Origin of the sequence: Hymenobacter sp. UV11, from assembly GCF_004684095.1 — a bacterium.
GTDB lineage: Bacteria > Bacteroidota > Bacteroidia > Cytophagales > Hymenobacteraceae > Hymenobacter.
The window spans coordinates 1-19,346 of the sequence record NZ_SRII01000009.1 but is presented as its reverse complement, the minus strand read 5'-3'; the positions used below and the strand labels follow the sequence as shown (position 1 = coordinate 19,346).

Genomic DNA, 19,346 nt, shown 5'->3' with positions numbered 1-19,346 from the left:
GCAAAAAGGGGGGTAGGGAGCACATGCTCCCTACCCCCCTTTTTTGGTTCCAAGGTTACCTTACTGCCCAATCACCTTGAACAGCATGCCGGCCGGTAGGCGGTCGGTGAGCTGCATGCCATTGAGGATGGCTTCCTCTTCGAGGCGCTTGCTGGGCACACCGTTGGCGGTGAGGGCCTGCGAGAGGGTAGCGGCGGTTTTGGCCTGCTTGATGTGCACGCGCTCGGCCTGGCGGTTGAGCTTGCTGGCCTCGGTGAGGCGCTGGTAGCCCTGGGCGGCGCTGGCAAACTGCGGCGCGTAGGTGCCGAAGGTGGCTGCCGTGGCCAGGCCTACGAAGGCAAACATCGACTTGCCATCCTGAATGATATAGGCTTGCACGTGGGCCGGCGTGGATTGCTGGTCTTGCGAAGCCTGCTGGTCGCCCTCAAACACGAGCGCCGGGAAGCCGTTGATGGTGGTGCGCTGCGCGTTGCCGGGCGTGATGCCAATCTTCTTGGCCAGCGTCTGGGCCGCCTCTTCGAGCGAGCTGCCGCCTACCCCCAGAAAAGCCAGCAGCGCCTTGCCATTAGGCTCGGACATTTGAAACTGCTCGGGCGAGTTCTGCGATTTCCAGCCCGAAGGAATCGGGAAGCGGAACTTCAAATCGGGGTGGTAAAACACGCTGCTTTCGACAAAGCCCTGGCGCGGGTCATCGCCAAACGGCAGCCCCTCAATCGAGCGCAGGTAGCTGTCGCGGTTCACCGTGAGCGTGCGCTTGCCGAGGCTCTGCTGGGCCTGGGCGGCCAGTTGCTTCACACGCTGGTAGCGGTCGGCCGAGTTGGGGTGGGTAGAGAGAAAGGTGGGCGTGCTGCTGCCACTCTGGGCCTCGGTGCGCTCCAGCGTCTGGAAAAAGTTGGCCATGTGCGAGGCGTCGTACCCCACTTTGGTCGAGTACTTTACGCCCAGCTGGTCGGCCTCGTTCTCGTCGCCTCGGCTGTACTTGAGGCTCACCAACTGCGCGGCAGGCTGCGCAATACGGCCCAGCAGGTTAGGCGACGCGATGGTGGCTACCCCCACCAAAATGCTGGATAAGATGGAGTTGCGCTGTTGCTTCTTGCCGTGCTGCGCCGTAATGTGGCCCAGCTCGTGCCCCAGCACGCCCGTAAACTGCGCCTCGTCATTGAAATACGCCATGATGCCGCGCGTGAAGTACACGTGCCCATCGGGGGTAGCAAAGGCATTGATAACCGGCGAATCGACGATAGTGAAGCCGTAGTCGCCGGGCCGGTCCGAGATGGCCGTCATGCGCTTGCCCTGCTGCGTGATGTATGCTTGCAGCTTGGGGCTATTGTAGAGGCCAAACTGCGCCAGCACCTGCGGGTCGGGCTGGGCGCCTTGCAGCGGCGCGGCGGGACGGTAGAGTTTGGTAGAAGTAGCACTGGCCAGCGGCAACAGCAGCAGCAAAGTGGCTGGGCGCAGGATGCGGCGGGAAAAGGTCGTCATGGTGGGAAAGTGAATGATTTTACGAACCGTAGTCCAATTGTCAGGCCAAACCTGCGCGCCGGCGGCGGCACGCACCGGTAGGCCTACGGTGGCCCTATGCTTGCGCCGTGGCTGCAAAGAGCCCGAAAAAAGCGCTACCATCCGGCTTGCGGATAGTGGCGCTTAAAACGAGGGGGTAGGGTGAAGGTTACGTGAGCAGCGCTCGCTACTCCTTCAGCAGCTTGTCCACGGTGCGGTTGAAATGCGCCTTCTCGTCCTCATAATACTGCCCCGTGCCCGGCCCCGAAAAGCCCGTCCGAATGCTGCGCACCACACCTTTCTTATCCAGAAAAATAGTAGTCGGAAAACCCAGAAACTTTGCCAGCTGCGGCAGCGACGCGGCCACCGAGTCTTTGTTGCTCACGCCCGCCACGGCCAGGTCGTAGCCGATGTTGTAGCGCTCTTTCATCTTGCGCAGGCGCGGGGCGGCCTTGTCGTAGTCGGCGCTGCGCTCGTAGCCCAGGCCGATAATCTCGACGCCGCGCGCCTTATTCTGCTCGTACCAGGGCGCGAGGTAAGTAGTCTCGTCCATGCAGTTGGGGCACCACGAGCCCAAAATTTGCACCACCACCACCTTGCCCTTGTATTTAGGGTCGGTAGGGGAGATACTACCCCCCTGCACGATGCTCGGAAACTTGAAGTTCAGCCGCGACTCGCCCTTTTTGAGGTAGGTCAGCGTGTCGGCGTCGGGCAGCTTGGCTTTGGGGTCGAGGACAGCCGTCCAGGTTTCGTGGCCCGACTTACCGGAGTAGTAGTCGCCGGTAAGACTGCTGGTTGTATCATCAGCGTTCAATTTTCCGGTGAATAAAAAGGCGTGGCTGCCATCGAATGTACTTAAGCGCATCGTCACGCCATCTGCCTGTCCAGCCAAGTAGCGGTAGTCGCCGGTCGTGGTTAGGAAGGTGCCAGTTACATCACTATTCGCTTGTTTGAAAATGCCAACTGCTGGATAAGTTTTGCCAGTTTCATCCTTAAATTCTGTCTTCCAAGTGCCAACGAAAGGCTCCCCTTTAGCCACAGCGCCAGAAAACAGCGGCTGCGCGCCCGCCGTTGCCACCAGCGGCACCCGATATGGCGTCTTGGCATCGTACTTCACCCAGGTGCCTTTCAGCTTGTCCTTGCCATCGGCGCGCACTACTAGCGCCGCGTCGAATACGTGCAGCTTGATGGTGGCTGAGTCGCCGGCCGCCGAAATCTCGTCGCAGCGCAGGCGCTCCTCGCCGTTCAGGCCCTTATTGATGAGGTAAACTACCGGCTTGCCGGCTTCCGTCTTCACCTCGAAGAGAAATGGAATTTTCTGGCCCTGCGCCGCTAGCTCGCCGCGCCAGGGGCCGGGCGTGAGCAGCGCGGCGGCCGACGTAGCGCCCGCGCCATCCTGGGCCGTATCGGTGGTAGATGATTGGCAGCCAGCCAGCAGCGCCGCGCTCAAAAGAAGGGGGTAGGCTTTCATGAAATAGCAACGTAGAAGCCCCAAAACTAGCGCCGCCCCCGTTTAGTTATCGCCCATGCTCTGCGTCTTCTGCGTAAACCTCTGCGACCTCTGCGGGAACCGCCGCCCACTCCGTAAGGAGAACCATCCCTTATCTGGACCCGTTCTAAGTATAGGCGTAAGCTACCAACTTGCCTACCGTGCGAGTTACTTTTGCGCGTAAGCTAATAACCCCACTCTCCCTCCTATGGCGTTTGACCTTGATATGATTCGGGCCGTGTACGCGGGCCTCGGCTCGCGCATCGAAGCTGCCCGCACGGCCGTTGGCCGCCCGCTCACACTCACCGAAAAAATCCTCTACGCCCACCTCTACGGTGGCAAAGTCGGCGAATCGTACCAGCGCGGCGTGAGCTACGTCGATTTTACCCCCGACCGCGTGGCCATGCAAGACGCCACCGCCCAGATGGCCCTGCTCCAGTTCATGCAGGCCGGCAAGCCTACCGCCGCCGTGCCCAGCACCGTGCACTGCGACCACCTCATTCAGGCCAAGGACGGCGCCACCGAAGACCTGGCCGTAGCCAACGACGAGAACCGCGAAGTCTATGATTTCCTGGCTTCGGTATCCAATAAATACGGCATCGGCTTCTGGAAGCCCGGCGCCGGCATTATTCACCAAGTGGTGCTCGAAAACTACGCCTTCCCCGGCGGCATGATGATTGGCACCGACTCGCACACTCCCAACGCGGGTGGCCTGGGCATGATTGCCATCGGCGTAGGCGGCGCCGATGCCGTAGACGTGATGGCTGGCATGCCCTGGGAGCTGAAATTCCCGAAGGTGATTGGCGTAAAGCTGACCGGCAAAATGAGCGGCTGGACCTCGGCCAAGGACGTGATTCTGCGCGTGGCCGGCATCCTGACCGTGAAGGGCGGCACTGGCGCCATCGTCGAGTATTTTGGTGAAGGCGCGGAAAGCCTGAGCTGCACCGGCAAAGGCACCATCTGCAACATGGGTGCGGAAATCGGAGCTACTACCTCGGTATTCGGCTACGATGAGAAGATGGGCGACTACCTGCGTAGCACCGAGCGCGCCGACATTGCCGATATGGCCCGCGGCGTAGCCCAGCACCTGCGCGCCGACGACGAGGTGTACGCCAACCCGGAGAATTTCTACGACCAGCTCATCGAAATCGACCTCAACACGCTGGAGCCCTACGTGAACGGCCCGTTCACGCCGGACGCCGCCTGGCCGATTTCAGAGTTTGCCGCCGCCGTAAAGGAGCACGGCTGGCCCGAGAAGCTGGAAGTGGGCCTAATTGGCTCGTGCACCAACTCTTCTTACGAAGACATTACCCGCGCCGCCAGCATTGCCAAGCAGGCCGTGGACAAAGGCTTGCACGTAGCCGCCGAGTTCACCATCACGCCCGGCTCGGAGCTGGTGCGCTACACGGTGGCCCGCGACGGCCTCCTCGACACGTTTGCCGAAATGGGGGGGGTAGTACTCGCCAACGCCTGCGGCCCGTGCATCGGCCAGTGGGCCCGCCACACCGACGACCCCAAGCGCCGTAACTCCATCATTACGAGCTTCAACCGCAATTTTGCCAAGCGCAACGACGGCAACCCAAACACCCACGCGTTCGTGGCTTCGCCCGAAATCGTGACGGCGTTTGCCATCGCCGGCAGCCTCACGTTCAACCCCCTCACCGACACGCTGCCCGGCAAAAACGGCAACGTGAAATTTGACGAGCCTACCGGCGTAGAATTGCCCCCGGCCGGTTTTGCGGTAGAAGACGCTGGTTTCCAGGCTCCCGCTGCCGATGGCAGCGGCGTGCAAGTGCTGGTAGATAAGAACTCGGACCGCCTGCAGCTCCTGGAGCCCTTCAAGGCCTGGGAAGGCACCGACATCATGGGCCTGCGGGTGCTCATCAAGGCCCTCGGCAAGTGCACCACCGACCACATCAGCATGGCCGGCCCGTGGCTGAAGTTTCGCGGCCACCTGGATAATATTTCCAACAACATGCTCATCGGCGCCACCAACGCCTACACCGGCGAAACTAACGCCGTGAAATCCAGCGGCATTCAGGGCGAGCCCTACGTGCCTGTACCGATGGCTGCCCGCACGCTCAAAAGCCTCGGTATCGGCAGCATCGTGGTTGGCGACGAGAACTACGGCGAAGGCAGCTCGCGCGAGCACGCCGCCATGGAGCCCCGCCACCTCGGCGTGCGCGCCGTGCTGGTGAAGTCGTTTGCCCGTATTCACGAAACCAACCTCAAGAAGCAGGGCATGCTGGGCCTCACCTTCGCCAACAAGAACGACTACGACCTCATCGAGGAAGACGACCAAATCGACATCCTCGGCCTCACGAGCTTCGCTCCCGGCCAGCCGCTGCAAGTGCGCCTACGCCACGCCGACGGCGACACCGACCTCATCACCGTCAACCACACCTACAACGAAGGCCAAATCGCCTGGTTCAAGGCTGGTTCGGCCCTGAATCTGATTAAGATGCAGGAGAGTGGGGTAGGCGCGTAAGCGACTATTTTGCTGAGTAAGTTAGCGGCCGCCTTGGGAAACCGGGGCGGCCGTTTTCTTTGTAAAAATCACTAATGAGGTACGTCGTTCTATTGCTTATTTTTTTCATATTTGCCCTTGCCAAGGTCAGAGCAATGAACATTGGGACAAAAAATATATTCCTAAAAGCTATCGGAAATTAATTGCGGAAGAAAACGCGTATTTAGCTCAAGTAAAAAAGACAGAGAAGCCGCCTCATGACTATTACCGTTTTGATACATATCGACTGACTGGCAAGTTTATGGGTAAGGAACGCCCAATTGACCCCGCTGTAATGCAGTCGATGAAGATTGTTTGTTGGGCATTCCCTGGTTATTTGCCAAAGCCAACGCAGTTAGATGGGTTAATTAAAAAGGAATTCCTTTTTAACTTAGAAGGAATAGAAGTGTGGATGCCAATCGAAAAAATGCTTGAGAAGCACATGTATCAAGAAATTAAAACTGGCCAAGACGTGACGCTTTATTGCTTGTTTTTGAATGACCACCGGCTGAACCGAAAGCTTTACAATACCTTAATGATATCCGAATTTAGAAAATAGAGTCACTGCTGTCATGAGCTACGCTGCGCTGATTTCTAGCCAAATAATAGCTGGTTTCTTCTGAAAATTAATGCATCTAACTACCCGCCCTGCCTTACCCCTCGCCGGGTTCCTCATCACGCTACTCGGGGCTATTTTATTCTCTACCAAAGCCATATTTGTCAAATTAGCTTTTGGCGATACGCATACCGATGCGCTGACGCTGCTCACGCTGCGAATGGTATTTGCGCTGCCTTTTTATGCGACGGTGGCCATTGTCGTGTCGGGTAAAAGGACGAACGTGCGCATGACGCGCTCGCAGTGGGGATTGGTAATTTTATTGGGAATGCTGGGCTATTACGTAAGCAGCCTGCTTGATTTTATGGGGCTGCAATACGTGTCGGCGGGCCTGGAGCGGCTGCTGCTATTTCTGTATCCCAGCTTCGTGGTTTTTATTAATGCCGTTATTTTCAAGCAGCGCATTACCCCTATTCAAAAATGGGCGCTGCTGCTTACGTACCTCGGCATTGCGATTGCCTACGTGGGCGAATTGACGCTTGATACGAGCCGGCAGGGAATTTATTGGGGCAGCTTTCTGGTATTTCTGTGCGCCATTACCTATTCGATGTACATAGCGGGCAGCGGGAAATTAATTCCGTTGGTTGGGGCCAATAAATTCACGGCCTACGCGATGCTGGCCGCTACGGCGGGCATATTCGCGCATTTCGCCCTGGTCGGTAATAGTCAGCTTTTGGTAGCCGGGCAAGGGCTGTGGGGCTACGGGCTGCTGCTGGCCGTGTTTTCGACCGTGCTACCCTCCTTTTTAATATCGCAGGGGCTGAAGCGAATTGGAGCGAATAACGTGGCTATTATCAGCGGTATCGGGCCGATTTCGACGATTGCGCAGGCGCATTTCTTTTTGCGCGAGCCAATTTTTGCGGCCCAGATTGGCGGAACTGTTTTGGTGGTGTGCGGGGTGCTGCTGCTGAGCTGGAAAAGGTCGGCCGTAGCCGTGGCAACCGCTTGATGACTTTTATTGATAGTGATTGGCAGGCGCGTGGCGCAACCTGTTTTCCTCGGTTGCCCGTGCAACCCGCGGCGAATTTTGGAGTTAGCAAGGCAGTACCATTTAGACTTCCCTACCCCCTATGAACCACCGCACCCTCGGCAAAACCGGCTTCTCCATCTCTGAAATTAGCCTCGGCACCTGGCAGGTGGGCGGCAAGTGGGGCGAGCCCTTCGACCACGCCAACGCCGACCGCATCCTGAACGCTGCCGTAGACGCGGGCATCAATTTCATCGACACCGCCGACGTGTATGGCGACGGCGAGAGCGAAAAGGCGGTGGGCCGCCTCGTGCGCAGCCGCGCCGGCGAGCGCATTTACGTGGCCACCAAGTGCGGCCGGCGCTTGCAGCCGCACACCAGCGATGCCTACCAGCCGGCCGCCCTGCGGGGCTTTGTGGAAGACAGCCTGCGCAACATGCAGCTCGACACCCTCGACCTGGTGCAGCTGCACTGCCCGCCCACCGACGTGTACTACCGCCCCGAGATTTTTGAGCTGTTCGACCGGCTCAAGGACGAGGGTAAAATCCTGAACCTGGGCGTGAGCGTGGAGAAGGTGGAAGAAGGCCTCAAAGCCATCGAATTTCCGAACGTGACTACGCTGCAAGTGATTTTCAATATGTTCCGGCAGCGGCCGGCCGAATTGCTGTTCAAGGAAGCCGCCCGGCGCGACGTGGGCCTGATAGTGCGGGTGCCGCTGGCCAGCGGCCTGCTCACGGGCAAATTTTCGGCCCAAACCACCTTTGCGCCCGACGACCACCGCAACTTCAACCGCGACGGTGCGGCCTTCGACAAGGGCGAAACCTTCGCGGGCGTAGACTACACTACCGGCCTGGCGGCGGTGGAGGAGCTGAAAAAGCTATTCCCCAGCCAGCCGCAGCTGGCCCCGCTGGCCCTGCGCTGGATACTGATGTTTCCGGAGGTGAGCTGCATTATCCCCGGCGCTTCCAAGCCCGAGCAGCTGCTTTCCAACCTGAAAACGGAAGAGCTGCCGCCGCTGACGCCGGAGCAGATGCACGCCGTGCGCGACATCTACGACCGCCTGATTGGGCCGCAGGTGCGGCAGCTGTGGTAGGGTAGGGGCATCCCTACCCCCTCCTGAGCGAGCAGAACCGCCGCTGATTACCTTTGCCAGTCCCACCTTAGCCAGAGGTTAACCTACCCGCATGGATTTAAAAGAGCTTGAAAACGGCGTTAATCCCGATGTGCACTGGTATTACCAGAGCAAAAAGCTGCCGCTGCTGCGCGCTGCACAACGGGCACTGGCAAGCGGTAAGCCGCTAACCGTCGTGGATATTGGCTCTGGCTCGGGCTTTTTTGCCTTGGAGCTGGAAAAGAAATACGGGGCGCAAATTGCCAAAGTATACTTGGTCGATACGGGCTACTCGGAGGAGGAAATGGCGCCGACGCGCGGGACCAAAATAGAAAAAGTGTATGCCATCCCGGCCCGCATTGAGAACGGCCTAGTGGTGCTGATGGACGTGCTGGAGCACCTCGAAAGTGACCTGGCTATGCTGCAAAGCGTGAAGGCGGCGTGCGTGGGGGACAATAATTCCTTCTTTATCACGGTGCCGGCGTTTCAGTCGCTATGGAGCGGCCACGACGTGTTCCTGGGCCATTACCGGCGCTACCAGATTCCGATGCTGCGCGACGTGCTGCGGCAGGCCGGCTTCCGCAAAATCAACAACTACTACCTCTACGGTGCGCTTTTTCCGCTGGTGTGGTCGATGCGTAAGCTTAGCAACCTGCGCAAAAAAGAGGCGGCCTCCAACATGCGGCCTCTCAACGCGCTCGTTAATAGGATGCTGTTGGCTCTCAACGCCTTGGAGATGAAAATATCGTCGGCCAATAAATTCTTCGGTGTGAGTTGCGTCGGCGAGGGTAAAATCTAAGCCCTACCCTCCTTCGCCGCCGCGAAGGGGGGGAGGGCCGCGCCTACAGCGTGGCTACTTGCGCGGCCCGTATCTCGCGCGGCTTTTGCACGAGGTAATAGTAGGTCAGAATACCCAGGCCAATGCCGAAGGGAATGATAGCCAGGTGCTTGCCATCGGTGAGGGTGCCGATGCGCACGGTGTCGAAGCCAAAGAACTCGCTGAGCATCCAGTAGGAGTTGGCCGAAATCCAGAAGACGATAGCCAGGTTGTGGGCCAACTCCGATTTGAGGTGGCGGGTACGCCAGGCAATGACGAGCGCAATGCCCAGGGTAGGCCCTATCATTAAGATACCCAGGGTTTTCCACACCATGCACCAGCTGATGTCCTTGACCAGCCAGAACAGGATGTGCGTGTTTTCCATTTGCCGGTACTTGGCCGGAATGGCGTAAATTTCTTCGACGGGCTGGGCCATGCGGGCGAAAGCGTAGGGTGCGGGTTACTTTTGGCAGAATCGCGTACTAGTCCGTAAAAGTACTTCCCGCTTATGTCGCCGCTTTTGCGCAAAACCTTGAAAATAACCGCCTGGTCGGTGGGCTCGGTAGTGGGCGCGGTGGCCGTGTACTACGGGGTAGCGCAGGTGCTATCACGCATTCCGGTGGCGGCCGAGGCCACCACGGAAGCTGCGACCGTGCCGTTTTTCATCCGCTCCAACGGCGTGCATACCGACCTGGTGATGCCCGTCAAAAGCGAGTTTATCGACTGGAGCCGGCAGCTGCCCTATGGCAACACGCAGGCCCACGACGCTACCTACGACTACGTGGGGGTAGGGTGGGGCGACAAAGGGTTTTACCTCGACACGCCCACCTGGGCCGAGCTCAAGCCCAGCACCGCCGTGCGGGCGGGATTCTGGCTGAGTACCACGCTCATACACGCCACCTTCTACCGCGCGGCCGACCTAGCGCCGGGCCCCAACTGCGTACCCCTGCACCTCACGCCCGCCCAGTACCGCCGGCTTATCGCCTACGTCGAAAAAAGCTTTCAGCGCGACGCGGCCGGTGATTTCAACTGGGTGCCGGGCCACAGCTACGCCGACCACGACGCCTTTTACGAGGCCAACAGCCGCTACAGCATCCTCAACACCTGCAATACGTGGTCAAACCGCGGCCTGAAAGTGTGCGGCCAAAAAGCCAGCCTCTGGACGCCATTTGACACCGGTATTCTGTATCAGTACGGGCGGTGAGGGGGTGAGGGGTGAGGTGGTGAGAGGTGAGCCAAAAAAACGTCATGCTGAGCTTGTCAAAGCATCTCGCGTGCAGCACTAAAATTAATCGTTCAACGAAGCAAGCAAGATGCTTCGACAAGCTCAGCATGACGTTCTTCTGCTCACTGCTCACTGCTCACTGCTCACTGCTCACTGCTCACTGCTCACTGCTCACTGCTAATTGCCTAAGCACCTGCGGCACGCCGATGCCGGCGGGCTCGACCACGTAGTGCACGCCGCGGCGGCCGCTTACTTCGGGCTGGTGCGGGTCGATGACGTACACCGGGCAGTCGTCGGGGGCGTAGTGCAGCAGGCCGGCGGCCGGGTACACTTGCAGCGACGTGCCCACCACGAGCAGCGCATCGGCGGTAGCCACAATTTCGGCGGCTTCTTCGATGGCGGGTACCATCTCGCCAAACCATACAATGTGCGGGCGCAGCTGGCCGCCGTCGGGCGCGAGGTCGCCCAGCGCAATGTCGCCGTCGCAGGCGTAAATGGTGTTTTCATCCTTTACCGAGCGCATTTCGCGCAGCATCCCGTGCAGGTGCAGCACCTGCGACGAGCCGGCGCGCTCGTGCAGGTCGTCCACGTTTTGGGTGATGATGCTCACCGTCCAGTCCGGCGCTTCCTCGAAGCCGGCCAGGGCCAGGTGCGCGGCGTTGGGCGCCACCTCGCGGGCCTGGGCGCGGCGCTTATTATAGAAATCAAGCACCAACGCTGGGTTGCGGGCAAAAGCCTCGGGCGTGGCCACATCTTCAATGCGGTGCTCTTCCCACAGCCCGTTGGTGTCGCGGAAGGTGCGGATACCGCTTTCGGCCGATACGCCGGCCCCGGTAAGTACTACTAAATGAGGCATGTTTTTGCTGATTATAGCGGAATATATTGTAAATAAAGAACGTCATTCCGAGCTTGCCGAGGAATCTCGCTCGTATCATGAAACGAAACCCGAACGGCGCGGGCGAGATTCCTCGGCAAGCTCAGAATGACGTTCTTTAACCTGCTTTTCTGCACAGTTCACTCACTGGCCAGCGAGGCGTAGCGCTGCTCGGCAAACGCCCGCAGGCGCTGAAAAGCGGCGTCTACTTCCTGCGCGTCCTCGCTGAGCAAGTTGCCATACACTACGCGGTCGGTGGCGCGCAGGGCGCGGCGCACCTCATCATTATTATCAAAATATTGAGTCAGCTCTTTGGTAGTAAGTGAGCTGAGGTTATTATTATCGAGGCTGGATAAGTAATTTTTCCACAGCGCCACCGTGCGCTCCACCACCGAAGCCGAGCGTGAAAGCGTGAAGCGCTCGGCGTTGCGGGCAAACTGCGCCAGAAAATACACGTGGTTTTTGCGGCGCTTGTAGCGGCCGTAGCGCTGCCGCCACCGCCGGCCATACAGGGCCCAGGCGCCGCCGCCCAGCGCCAGCAGCCCCGCCAGCCCCGCCAGCCAGAAGGGATAGTTGAACGCCGCGGCCAGCGGCAGCCAGCGGTAGCCACCGTGCAGGGTAGGCGGGCTGGCCGCCGTGCCGGATAGGGTAGGGGCCACGCGCCGCAGCTGCACCCGCGCCAGCGGTGGCAGCAGGTGCAGCGTATCGTGGGGGCCGCGCAGCACCAGCACCGGCAGCTGCAGCGCCTGCACCGGCGCCAGCGAAAACGTGCGCAGCCGATACACCACGCGGTCGAGGCTGCGGCCGTTTTCGGTGCGGGTGGGCAGCCAGCGCCGTCCGGCGTACTCAAATGGCCCAAAGGCGGCCAGCGAGTCGGGGAAAATTACTTCTTCGGCCGGGTCGTGCAGGTAGCTTAGCTCGTAGTTCAGGGGCTGGCCCACTTCCACTACGGCGCGTGAAAAGTGCCCCACCGGCCCGGTACCCACCGCCGCGCGGGCGGGAAGAATTAAACATGATAAATTATAAATTAAAAATATGGCCGTCAGACCTTTAATTTTTAATTTATCATGTTTAATAAACTCCAGAAGTGCTTGGGTAGGGTAATAAGATAGTAATTGCTTCATCGCCCCCTAGCCTTTGCGCTGCCGGAATAAGCCCACCAGCTGGGGCACAAAGTCCTCATCGGTGCGCAGCGTGATGAGGCCCACGCGCTGGCGGCGGCACAGCGTACGCAGTGCCTGCTGCCGCGCCTGCTGCTGGCCCGCGTGCTGCGCCCGAAAGGCCGGCGCCGAGGTATCGACCCAGCGTAGCAGACCGGTTTCGGCGTCGCGCAGGGGCACAATGCCCAGCGCCGGAAAGTCGGCCTCCTGCGGGGCCAGGAGCTGCACCACTACCAGGTCGTGCTGCCGGGCCAGCATGGTCAGCTCGCGCTCGTAGTTTTCGTCGATAAAATCGGAGATGAGCACCACCAGCGTGCGTCGTCGCAACAAGCTCAGCACCTGGCGAATGCCCACGCCTATTGCCGTGTGGCGCGACACGGGCACCAGCTCATACAGCCGCTGCAGCATGGCGTAGGCCGCCCGTAGGCCCTTGGCCGGCGGCAGGAATAGTTCTTTTTGGTCCGAAAAAGCCAGCAGACCCAGGGCAGAATCCTGGCGGGCGGCGCTCAGGGCCAGCACACCGGCCAGGTCGCGGCCCAGGTCGAGCTTGCGCGGGGTGCCGGCCGCACCGCCGCCCACGCGCTGCGAAGCGCTCACGTCAAGGGCCACCAGCACCTGCTGCTCGCGCTCTTCCTTGTAGGTTTTGACGAACGTGCCGTGGCCCTTGCTGCTCACGGCCCAGTCGATGGCCCGCACCTCGTCGCCGTATTGGTAGAGGCGCACATCGTCAAATTCCAGCCCGTTGCCCCGAAAAACCGACCGGAAATTGCCTTGCAGCTGCGCCTCCACCGCCTGGCGCATCCTGATTTCGAGGTGGCGCAGGCGGCGCACCAGCGCCGTGAGGCTGGCGGGCAGGCGGGCAGAGGCGGTGGCGGGGGGCATGGCAAATGGGGGTAGGAGGACGAAGCTACGGCGCAAGCGTATTTTTGGGGGTGAAATCGTCTTTGACTCAATTCGTGCTGGCGCTGGGCCTGCTGCTGGCGACCGGCTGCGCCCGCCCCGAGCAGGTGCCTACCCCCCCCAACTTGCTGCCCAAGGAAAAGATGACGAGCCTGCTCGTGCAAATTCACCTGCTCGAAGCCCGCGTCGAAACCAGCCGCCTACCCCCCGATTCGGCGCGGGCGCTGTTTCTGAGCCAGCAACGCGACCTGATGCTACGCAATGGCGTATCGCCAACCGACTCGGTGTTTGAGCGCAGCTATCGCTACTATGCCTCGCACGCCAAGGACCTGGACGGGATTTACGCGGGCGTTATCGACTCTTTGTCGCAGCGCGAGAAAAAAATGGACCCTACCCGCATGCCTCGCCCTAATTAGTGGCAAGCACCTAGTATACCCGGCTGCCGTTGGGCACGGGCGTGGCCACGGCCAGCAGCACCGTGTGGCCGTCGGCGTCGGGTGCGCCCAGCACCAGCACTTCGGACCGGAAGGGGCCAATTTGCTTGGGCGGGAAGTTGACCACGGCCACCACCTGCCGGCCCAGCAGCGTGGCCGGCGTGTAATGGTGCGTGAGCTGGGCGCTCGACTTTTTGAGGCCGATAGCAGGCCCAAAATCCAGCACCAGCCGGTAAGCCGGACGGCGCGCTTCGGCAAACTCGCGGGCCTCCACGATGGTGCCGACCCGCAGGTCTACTTGCTCAAAGTCAGCCCAGGAAATCATGCGGGAAGGGGGGTAGGATATCAGGCGTCTTTCTCGGCAAATTCGGCTAAATCCAGCAATTGCTGGCGCACCTGGGCTTCCCACTCGGCTTGGCGCGCGTGCTCCAGGCCGTGCCGGGTTTCGAGGTCGTAGTCGTCCTCGGCCTTTTGCCAAGCGGCGTAGGCGGCCTGGCTCACGCGGTCGAAGCGGTCGCCCAACTTGCTGCACGACAGCCGCATGGCGGCCAGCTGCTGGCGCAGGCGGCGCGCATATACCTCGGCAATATCGAAATGCAGCTGCTCGTGGCGCAGCAGCGCGGGTGTCATGGCGGCCGGGTCGCGCACCCACGATGCCGTGGGGTCGAAGCTGGCCTGTGCGGTGCCCATAAACACGTCGCCCCGGCAAATGGCGCCGGTATTAATATTGGCCGACGTGAGCGCCGCGTGGGTCTGGCCCGTCCGGGGCCGGCCCTTGAAATCACTGAGCTTGAGAGGCCGGCTGGCCGACCACCGAACAAAGCCGGCGGGCAGCTTCACAGTCGCCTGCGCCGCCGCCGGCCGCGCCGCCAGTAGCCCCAGCGCCAGGCAGTAGCCAAAAAAAATACGCATGAAAAAGCGGTTACAGATGCAGAAAATAGGCAAGGCTGCCGGGTAAACCCCCGGCCCTACCCCCCTCCGCAACGGCCAAGCTGGCCGGGCAAGTTCCGCGCGGCTAGCCCACTGGCTGGCCCAGTACCATAATTTCTTCCGCATCAACCAAGGCCTCCCCCGGCTGGCTGGGGCCAGCAATCGGCTGCCCAGGAGCCGTGCGGCGGCGGAAGCGCAGCAGTAGCACCACGGCCACGATGCTGAGACCCGTGAGCAGGCCCAGCCACACGCCCGGCGCGCCCAGCTGCAGGCCGAAGCCCAGGCCGTAGCCGAGGGGTAGGGCAATGGCCCAATAGGCCAGCAGCGCCACTACCGAGGGCACCTTCACATCTTCGAGGCCGCGCAGCGCGCCCAGGCCCACCACCTGCAGGCCATCCGACACCTGGAAGGCGGCCGCAATGGTCAGCAGCGTGGCCGCCTGCGCCACCACGGCCGGGTCAGTATTGTATAGGGGTGGAATAACGTACCGCAACCCTATCAGCAGCAGGCCCATCGCGCCCATAAAGCCAAAGGTCAGCCAATAGGCTGCAAAGCCCGCCTGCCGCGCGCTGGCCAGGTCGCCGCTGCCGCGCAGGTTGCCCACTCGAATAGTGGCCGCCGCCGCAATGCCCGTAGCCGCCATGTACGTCACCGAGGCCACGTTGATGGCAATCTGGTGGGCCGCCTGGGGCGTCACGCCAATCCAGCCAATCATCAGGTATGACATGCTGAACGCACCCACTTCCAGCATCATCTGCACCCCGATGGGTAGGCCCAGGGCCAGCTGCCCGCGCAGCTCGGCCAGGCCCGGCCGTAGCCAGGCCGCCGCCTGGGCGGGCCGGCGCGCGCGCAGCTTTTCGGCCCGCAGTACAAACTGCGCCATGAGTACCGCCATACCCAGGCGCGAAATCAGCGTGGCCCAGGCCGAACCCATCAGCCCCATTTTGGGCGCCCCGAAGTGCCCAAAAATGAGCGCGTAGCACAGCAGCGCGTTCAGCACGTTGGCCACGATGGAAAGCTGCATGGCCTGGCGCGTGAGTCCCAGCCCCTCAGCCCACTCCCGAAAGCCCTGAAACACCATCAGCGGCAGCAGCGACAGGCCCACCACCCGCACCCAAGGCGTGGCCAGTGTTACTACGTCGGCGGCCTGCCCCAGGTAGGGTAGGGCCAGCGGCAGCAGCTGGCTGAAGCCCGCCAGCAGCACACCCACCAGCGTATTCAGCCACACGGTGCCCACCAGCAGGCGGCCCAGCGCCTCGTGGTCGCCGCGCCCGTTGGCCGCCGCCACGCGCGGCACCGCTCCCATACTGATGCCCAGGCCCAGCACCAGCAGCAGCGACGTCGAGCTCACGCCCATGCCCACCGCATCGAGCGGCAGCTTGCCCAGGTGCCCCACCAGCACCGAGTCGGTAACGCCCACCAACACGTGGCCGAGCTGGCTCAGCACCACGGGGTAGGCCAGGAGAATAGTGGGGCGCAAGTGGGATTTCACGGGGTAAGAGGGATAGGTAACGTGTTTACTAAGAACGTCATGCTGAGCTTGTCGAAGCATCTCTGCCGCATCGTTAGGTCACTAATCCTAGCGGCGTGGTAGAGATGCTTCGACAAGCTCAGCATGACGTTCTACAGAATCTTAACGAATACAAAATTACGTCCCTACCCCGCCACGGCTAGCACCACGTCGGCAAAGTCGCCGGCCTCATCCTGGAAAACCTCGACCACCCGCAGGCCCGCCCCAGCCGACAATTCGGCTATCTGGAGTAGGGTAAATTTGTAGGAGCTTTCAGTCTGAATGGCTTCCCAGGCGGCGATTTCGAAGGTTTGGCCGGCTAGTGCGGCTACCCGCACGGTCTGGGCGCGGCGGCTCACCAGCCACGAGCGCATGGCCCCGGTACTGGGGTTGTAGTCGGGGAAGTGCTGCCAGGCATCGAGCTGAAAATCAGCCCCGACCTCAGCATTGAGCCGGTGCAGGAGGTTGAAGTTGAACGCAGCCGTGACGCCCTGCGCGTCGTCATACGCCGCCCGGATTCGGCGCGGGTCCTTGCGCAGGTCGAAGCCCACCAGCAGGCGGTCGGCCGCCGTGAGCGGCTGGGCCAGCTCGCGCAGAAAAACCACCTGCTCGGCCGGCGTAAAATTGCCAATATTCGAGCCCAGAAACAGCACCGCCTTGGCGCCCGGCCGGGTGGCCAGCGTGGTGAGTGCGGCGCCGTATTCGGCGGCCAGCGGCTCGGTGGGCAGGGTAGGGAGCTCGTGGCGCAGCGTGGCCGCCAGCTCATCGAGCGCCGAAGGCGAGATATCAACCGGCACGTAGGAGAGCGCCACTGGCTGATTCTGCAATTCGCGCAGCAAGAGCTTGGTTTTCAGGCCGTCGCCGGCACCTAGCTCTACCACGGCCAGCGGCTGCCCGGCGCCCGCGCCCGCCGCCAGCGCCCGCCCAATGGCCGCGCCCTGCGCCTGAAAGATGGCCAGTTCGGTGCGGGTAGGGTAGTACTCGGGCAGCCCCATTATCTGCTGAAACAGCCGGCTGCCCGTAGCATCGTAAAAGTATTTGGACGACAGCGTTTTGGGCGTTTGGCTAAAACCCTGGGCCAGGTGTTCGGCGAGGTGATTCAAATTCGTTGTTTGTTATTCGTTGTTTGTTTTTCGAGTTCTTGGCTCTTTGGCAGTGCCCAAATCAGGAGCTTAAAGACTAGGAGCCAGGAACTTCTCTTTTGGGCCACAGCAGCGACGCCCCCACGGAGCCCAGCAGCAGCAGCCCCACTATGCCCAGCGAAACCGGCATGGGTAGCTCCAGGTTAAAGCGCTCGCGCAAAATATCCTCGGCCAACAGCTTACCCCCAATGAAAATCAGGATGAAAGCCAGCCCATAGTTGAGGTAATGAAACAGCCGCATGAGGCTGGCCAGCGCGAAATACAGCGCCCGCAGCCCCAGCAGCGCAAACACGTTGGAGGTGTAGACCACGAACGTATCGCGTGTGATAGCCAGGATGGCCGGGATAGAATCGGCCGCAAAAACCACATCGGTGGTCTCAATCATCACCAGCACCACCAGCAGGGGGGTAGCAAAGCGCACGCCCTCGCGCCGCGTAAAAAACTTGCCGCCGTCTAGCTGCCGCGTAATGGGCAGGTGCCGGCTCAAAAACCGCACGATGGGGTTGTTATCGGGGTCAATCTCGGGGTCGCCGCCGCCGCTGAGGGCCATGCGCGCGCCGGTGTACATCAGGAAAAACCCCAGAATGTAAAGCAAAAAGTGGAACTTGGCCAGCAGCGCCGCGCCCGCCACAATGAAGATGCCGCGTAGCACCAGCGCCCCCAGCACGCCCCAGAACAGGATGCGGTGCTGGTACTCGGCCGGCACCTTGAAGTAGGTGAAAATGAGCAGAAACACAAACAGGTTATCCACGCTCAGCGCCTTCTCGATAAGGTAGCCCGTCAGCCACTGCAAGCCGGCTTCGTGGCCCATCGTGCGGTACACGAAGTAGTTGAACGTTAGCGAAAGCGTAATCCAGAACGCGCTCCAGCCCAGCGCCTCGCCCAGCTTTACGGCGTGCGCCCGGCGATTGAGTACCAGCAAATCGAGCAGCAAAAGCCCGACTACCAGTAGGTTAAATAAAATCCAAAATAGCGGGCTGTTTTCCATCCGGTGGCGCTGTGCTTACCCGATACGCAAAAACAGGGGGTAGGGTAGTGTGCGGTAAGCTTTAGCTTGCCGGGGAGTGTAGGGTAAGCTTTAGCTTGCCGTTATCAGGCACGGGTGGTGAGCGACTGGCAAACGGCAGGCTAAAGCCTACCCTACGCTAACGCTGGGCTGCCCCTGCGGCGCCTCGTTGGTACGGCGCGGGGGGTGAATCCAGCTGCTCAGCTTCATTTGCACCACGCCAAACAGCGCCTCTTTAAAAATGCCTTTCGACATTTTCGACTGGCCGCGGGTGCGGTCGGTGAAGATGATGGGCACTTCCTTGATGCGAAAGCCCAGGCAGTAGGCCAGCCACTTCATCTCAATCTGGAAGGCGTAGCCCACGAAGTGAATCTTGCTCAGGTCGATGGCCCGCAGCACCCGCGCCGAGTAGCACTTGAAGCCCGCCGTGGCATCGTGAATGGGCATGCCAGTGACGAACCGCACGTATTTGGAGGCGAAATACGACATCAGCACCCGGTTCATGGGCCAGTTTACCACGTTCACGCCGTCGCTGTAGCGCGAGCCGATGGCCAGGTCGTAGCCCTGCACGGCGCAGGCCTCGCGTAGACGCAGCAGGTCCTGCGGGTTGTGCGAAAAGTCGGCGTCCATCTCAAACACGTACTCGTAGCCCCGCGCCAGCGCCCAGCGAAAGCCAAAAATATAGGCCGTGCCCAGGCCCTGCTTGCCCGTCCGCTCTTCCAGAAACAGCCGGTCCGCAAACTCAGGCATAAGCCCGCGCACTACCGCGCCCGTGCCGTCGGGCGAGCCGTCGTCAATTACCAGCACGTGGAAATCCTTCGGCAGCGCCAATACGGCCCGCAGAATAAGCTCCACATTTTCCCGCTCGTTGTACGTCGGAATCAAGACCAGTCCGGCGGCCATTGTACTCATAGCTTACAAAGATACGGAGGGCAGGGATTGGGTTGCGTGGCTTCGCAATTAACAGCAGGGCAAAAGCACCAAAAGGTAAGTTAGCGACCTTTGGGGATGGAAGAAGAAGTAGCGGATTTCTTTTGGCAGGTAACGGACTATCGGGTGGAGGGGCGCTGTCTACACGAGCTAAGCGATATTATTTGGCTGGTGCTGTGCGGCTTACTGGCTGATTGCGAAGATTTTGAGCAGATTTATGATTACGCCT

Annotated in this window: 20 protein-coding genes; 8 read left to right on the top strand and 12 right to left on the bottom strand. The window is 60.8% G+C overall.

Translation table 11 applies throughout. The annotated features are described in order from the left end of the window. Window positions 1–60: 60 nt before the first annotated feature. The gene (locus E4631_RS17475; protein WP_133657094.1) at window positions 61–1,482 is read right to left on the bottom strand and encodes a M48 family metalloprotease; all 1,422 of its coding nucleotides are present in this window, start codon (window positions 1,480–1,482) and stop codon (window positions 61–63) included. A 205-nt stretch (window positions 1,483–1,687) separates the two neighbouring features. Beyond that, window positions 1,688–2,971, bottom strand: a complete 1,284-nt coding sequence (locus E4631_RS17470) for a redoxin family protein (RefSeq protein WP_133657095.1) — start codon at window positions 2,969–2,971, stop codon at window positions 1,688–1,690. A 226-nt stretch (window positions 2,972–3,197) separates the two neighbouring features. Between E4631_RS17470 and E4631_RS17465 the strand changes: the two genes are divergently transcribed. From E4631_RS17465 to E4631_RS17445, 5 genes are all read left to right on the top strand, one after another. Further along, entirely contained in the window at window positions 3,198–5,477 is a 2,280-nt protein-coding gene (locus E4631_RS17465; protein WP_133657096.1) for an aconitate hydratase, read from the top strand. 280 nt (window positions 5,478–5,757) lie between these two features. After that, on the top strand, window positions 5,758–6,054 hold the full coding sequence (locus tag E4631_RS17460) for a hypothetical protein (RefSeq protein WP_133657097.1): 297 nt from the start codon (window positions 5,758–5,760) through the stop codon (window positions 6,052–6,054). Window positions 6,055–6,124: 70 nt separating this feature from the next. Further along, window positions 6,125–7,060, top strand: a complete 936-nt coding sequence (locus tag E4631_RS17455; RefSeq protein ID WP_133657098.1) for a DMT family transporter — start codon at window positions 6,125–6,127, stop codon at window positions 7,058–7,060. A 121-nt stretch (window positions 7,061–7,181) separates the two neighbouring features. Next, entirely contained in the window at window positions 7,182–8,171 is a 990-nt protein-coding gene (locus E4631_RS17450; protein WP_133657099.1) for an aldo/keto reductase, read from the top strand. 91 nt (window positions 8,172–8,262) lie between these two features. Then, the gene (locus E4631_RS17445; protein ID WP_133657100.1) at window positions 8,263–8,988 is read left to right on the top strand and encodes a bifunctional 2-polyprenyl-6-hydroxyphenol methylase/3-demethylubiquinol 3-O-methyltransferase UbiG; all 726 of its coding nucleotides are present in this window, start codon (window positions 8,263–8,265) and stop codon (window positions 8,986–8,988) included. A gap of 43 nt (window positions 8,989–9,031) precedes the next feature. Here E4631_RS17445 and E4631_RS17440 read toward each other — a convergent pair whose 3' ends face one another. Further along, complete coding sequence (locus E4631_RS17440; protein ID WP_205704259.1) at window positions 9,032–9,442, bottom strand: hypothetical protein; 411 nt, start codon at window positions 9,440–9,442, stop codon at window positions 9,032–9,034. Window positions 9,443–9,514: 72 nt separating this feature from the next. Between E4631_RS17440 and E4631_RS17435 the strand changes: the two genes are divergently transcribed. Next, complete coding sequence (locus E4631_RS17435) at window positions 9,515–10,210, top strand: TIGR02117 family protein (RefSeq protein WP_133657101.1); 696 nt, start codon at window positions 9,515–9,517, stop codon at window positions 10,208–10,210. A gap of 178 nt (window positions 10,211–10,388) precedes the next feature. Here E4631_RS17435 and E4631_RS17430 read toward each other — a convergent pair whose 3' ends face one another. The 3 genes from E4631_RS17430 to E4631_RS17420 all read right to left on the bottom strand — a co-directional run bounded on the left by E4631_RS17430 (window position 10,389) and on the right by E4631_RS17420 (window position 13,147). After that, window positions 10,389–11,087 (bottom strand): NAD-dependent deacylase, encoded by a 699-nt coding sequence (locus E4631_RS17430; protein WP_133657102.1) that lies wholly within the window; start codon window positions 11,085–11,087, stop codon window positions 10,389–10,391. Between the two features lie 158 nt (window positions 11,088–11,245). After that, entirely contained in the window at window positions 11,246–12,091 is an 846-nt protein-coding gene (locus E4631_RS25980; RefSeq protein WP_166648040.1) for a hypothetical protein, read from the bottom strand. A 144-nt stretch (window positions 12,092–12,235) separates the two neighbouring features. Continuing rightward, window positions 12,236–13,147 (bottom strand): DUF58 domain-containing protein, encoded by a 912-nt coding sequence (locus tag E4631_RS17420; RefSeq protein ID WP_133657103.1) that lies wholly within the window; start codon window positions 13,145–13,147, stop codon window positions 12,236–12,238. Window positions 13,148–13,197: 50 nt separating this feature from the next. Between E4631_RS17420 and E4631_RS17415 the strand changes: the two genes are divergently transcribed. Further along, window positions 13,198–13,581 carry a DUF4296 domain-containing protein gene (locus E4631_RS17415; RefSeq protein ID WP_166648041.1) on the top strand — a complete coding sequence of 128 codons (384 nt, stop codon included), beginning with the start codon at window positions 13,198–13,200 and terminating at the stop codon, window positions 13,579–13,581. Window positions 13,582–13,591: 10 nt separating this feature from the next. On the opposite strand, the gene E4631_RS17410 is transcribed toward E4631_RS17415, so the two are convergent. From E4631_RS17410 to E4631_RS17385, 6 genes are all read right to left on the bottom strand, one after another. Next, on the bottom strand, window positions 13,592–13,924 hold the full coding sequence (locus E4631_RS17410) for a tRNA-binding protein (protein ID WP_133657105.1): 333 nt from the start codon (window positions 13,922–13,924) through the stop codon (window positions 13,592–13,594). A 20-nt stretch (window positions 13,925–13,944) separates the two neighbouring features. Next, the gene (locus E4631_RS17405) at window positions 13,945–14,511 is read right to left on the bottom strand and encodes a DUF922 domain-containing protein (RefSeq protein ID WP_166648042.1); all 567 of its coding nucleotides are present in this window, start codon (window positions 14,509–14,511) and stop codon (window positions 13,945–13,947) included. A 103-nt stretch (window positions 14,512–14,614) separates the two neighbouring features. Further along, window positions 14,615–16,021, bottom strand: coding sequence for an MATE family efflux transporter (locus E4631_RS17400; RefSeq protein WP_240735024.1), 1,407 nt, complete (start codon window positions 16,019–16,021; stop codon window positions 14,615–14,617). Window positions 16,022–16,185: 164 nt separating this feature from the next. Beyond that, entirely contained in the window at window positions 16,186–17,142 is a 957-nt protein-coding gene (egtD, locus tag E4631_RS17395; RefSeq protein WP_133657108.1) for an L-histidine N(alpha)-methyltransferase, read from the bottom strand. Between the two features lie 76 nt (window positions 17,143–17,218). Beyond that, window positions 17,219–18,169, bottom strand: a complete 951-nt coding sequence (locus E4631_RS17390) for a TerC family protein (RefSeq protein WP_133657109.1) — start codon at window positions 18,167–18,169, stop codon at window positions 17,219–17,221. Between the two features lie 147 nt (window positions 18,170–18,316). Next, window positions 18,317–19,090: a polyprenol monophosphomannose synthase gene (locus E4631_RS17385; RefSeq protein WP_205704266.1), complete on the bottom strand. Its 774-nt coding sequence runs from the start codon at window positions 19,088–19,090 to the stop codon at window positions 18,317–18,319. Window positions 19,091–19,195: 105 nt separating this feature from the next. Between E4631_RS17385 and E4631_RS27065 the strand changes: the two genes are divergently transcribed. Continuing rightward, on the top strand, window positions 19,196–19,346 hold a 151-nt coding region (locus E4631_RS27065), incomplete at its 3' end, for a transposase family protein (protein WP_135318615.1).

Coding starts and splice junctions, on each gene's coding strand:
- E4631_RS17450 (WP_133657099.1), top strand. CDS start 7,182: ATGAACCACCGCACCCTCGGCAAAACCGGCTTCTCCATCTCTGAAATT.
- E4631_RS17410 (WP_133657105.1), bottom strand. CDS start 13,924: ATGATTTCCTGGGCTGACTTTGAGCAAGTAGACCTGCGGGTCGGCACC.
- E4631_RS17385 (WP_205704266.1), bottom strand. CDS start 19,090: ATGGCCGCCGGACTGGTCTTGATTCCGACGTACAACGAGCGGGAAAAT.
- E4631_RS17455 (WP_133657098.1), top strand. CDS start 6,125: ATGCATCTAACTACCCGCCCTGCCTTACCCCTCGCCGGGTTCCTCATC.
- E4631_RS17460 (WP_133657097.1), top strand. CDS start 5,758: ATGGGTAAGGAACGCCCAATTGACCCCGCTGTAATGCAGTCGATGAAG.
- E4631_RS17430 (WP_133657102.1), bottom strand. CDS start 11,087: ATGCCTCATTTAGTAGTACTTACCGGGGCCGGCGTATCGGCCGAAAGC.
- E4631_RS17440 (WP_205704259.1), bottom strand. CDS start 9,442: ATGGCCCAGCCCGTCGAAGAAATTTACGCCATTCCGGCCAAGTACCGG.
- E4631_RS17465 (WP_133657096.1), top strand. CDS start 3,198: ATGGCGTTTGACCTTGATATGATTCGGGCCGTGTACGCGGGCCTCGGC.
- E4631_RS17445 (WP_133657100.1), top strand. CDS start 8,263: ATGGATTTAAAAGAGCTTGAAAACGGCGTTAATCCCGATGTGCACTGG.
- E4631_RS17475 (WP_133657094.1), bottom strand. CDS start 1,482: ATGACGACCTTTTCCCGCCGCATCCTGCGCCCAGCCACTTTGCTGCTG.
- E4631_RS17470 (WP_133657095.1), bottom strand. CDS start 2,971: ATGAAAGCCTACCCCCTTCTTTTGAGCGCGGCGCTGCTGGCTGGCTGC.
- E4631_RS17420 (WP_133657103.1), bottom strand. CDS start 13,147: ATGCCCCCCGCCACCGCCTCTGCCCGCCTGCCCGCCAGCCTCACGGCG.
- E4631_RS17405 (WP_166648042.1), bottom strand. CDS start 14,511: ATGCGTATTTTTTTTGGCTACTGCCTGGCGCTGGGGCTACTGGCGGCG.
- E4631_RS17435 (WP_133657101.1), top strand. CDS start 9,515: ATGTCGCCGCTTTTGCGCAAAACCTTGAAAATAACCGCCTGGTCGGTG.
- E4631_RS17390 (WP_133657109.1), bottom strand. CDS start 18,169: ATGGAAAACAGCCCGCTATTTTGGATTTTATTTAACCTACTGGTAGTC.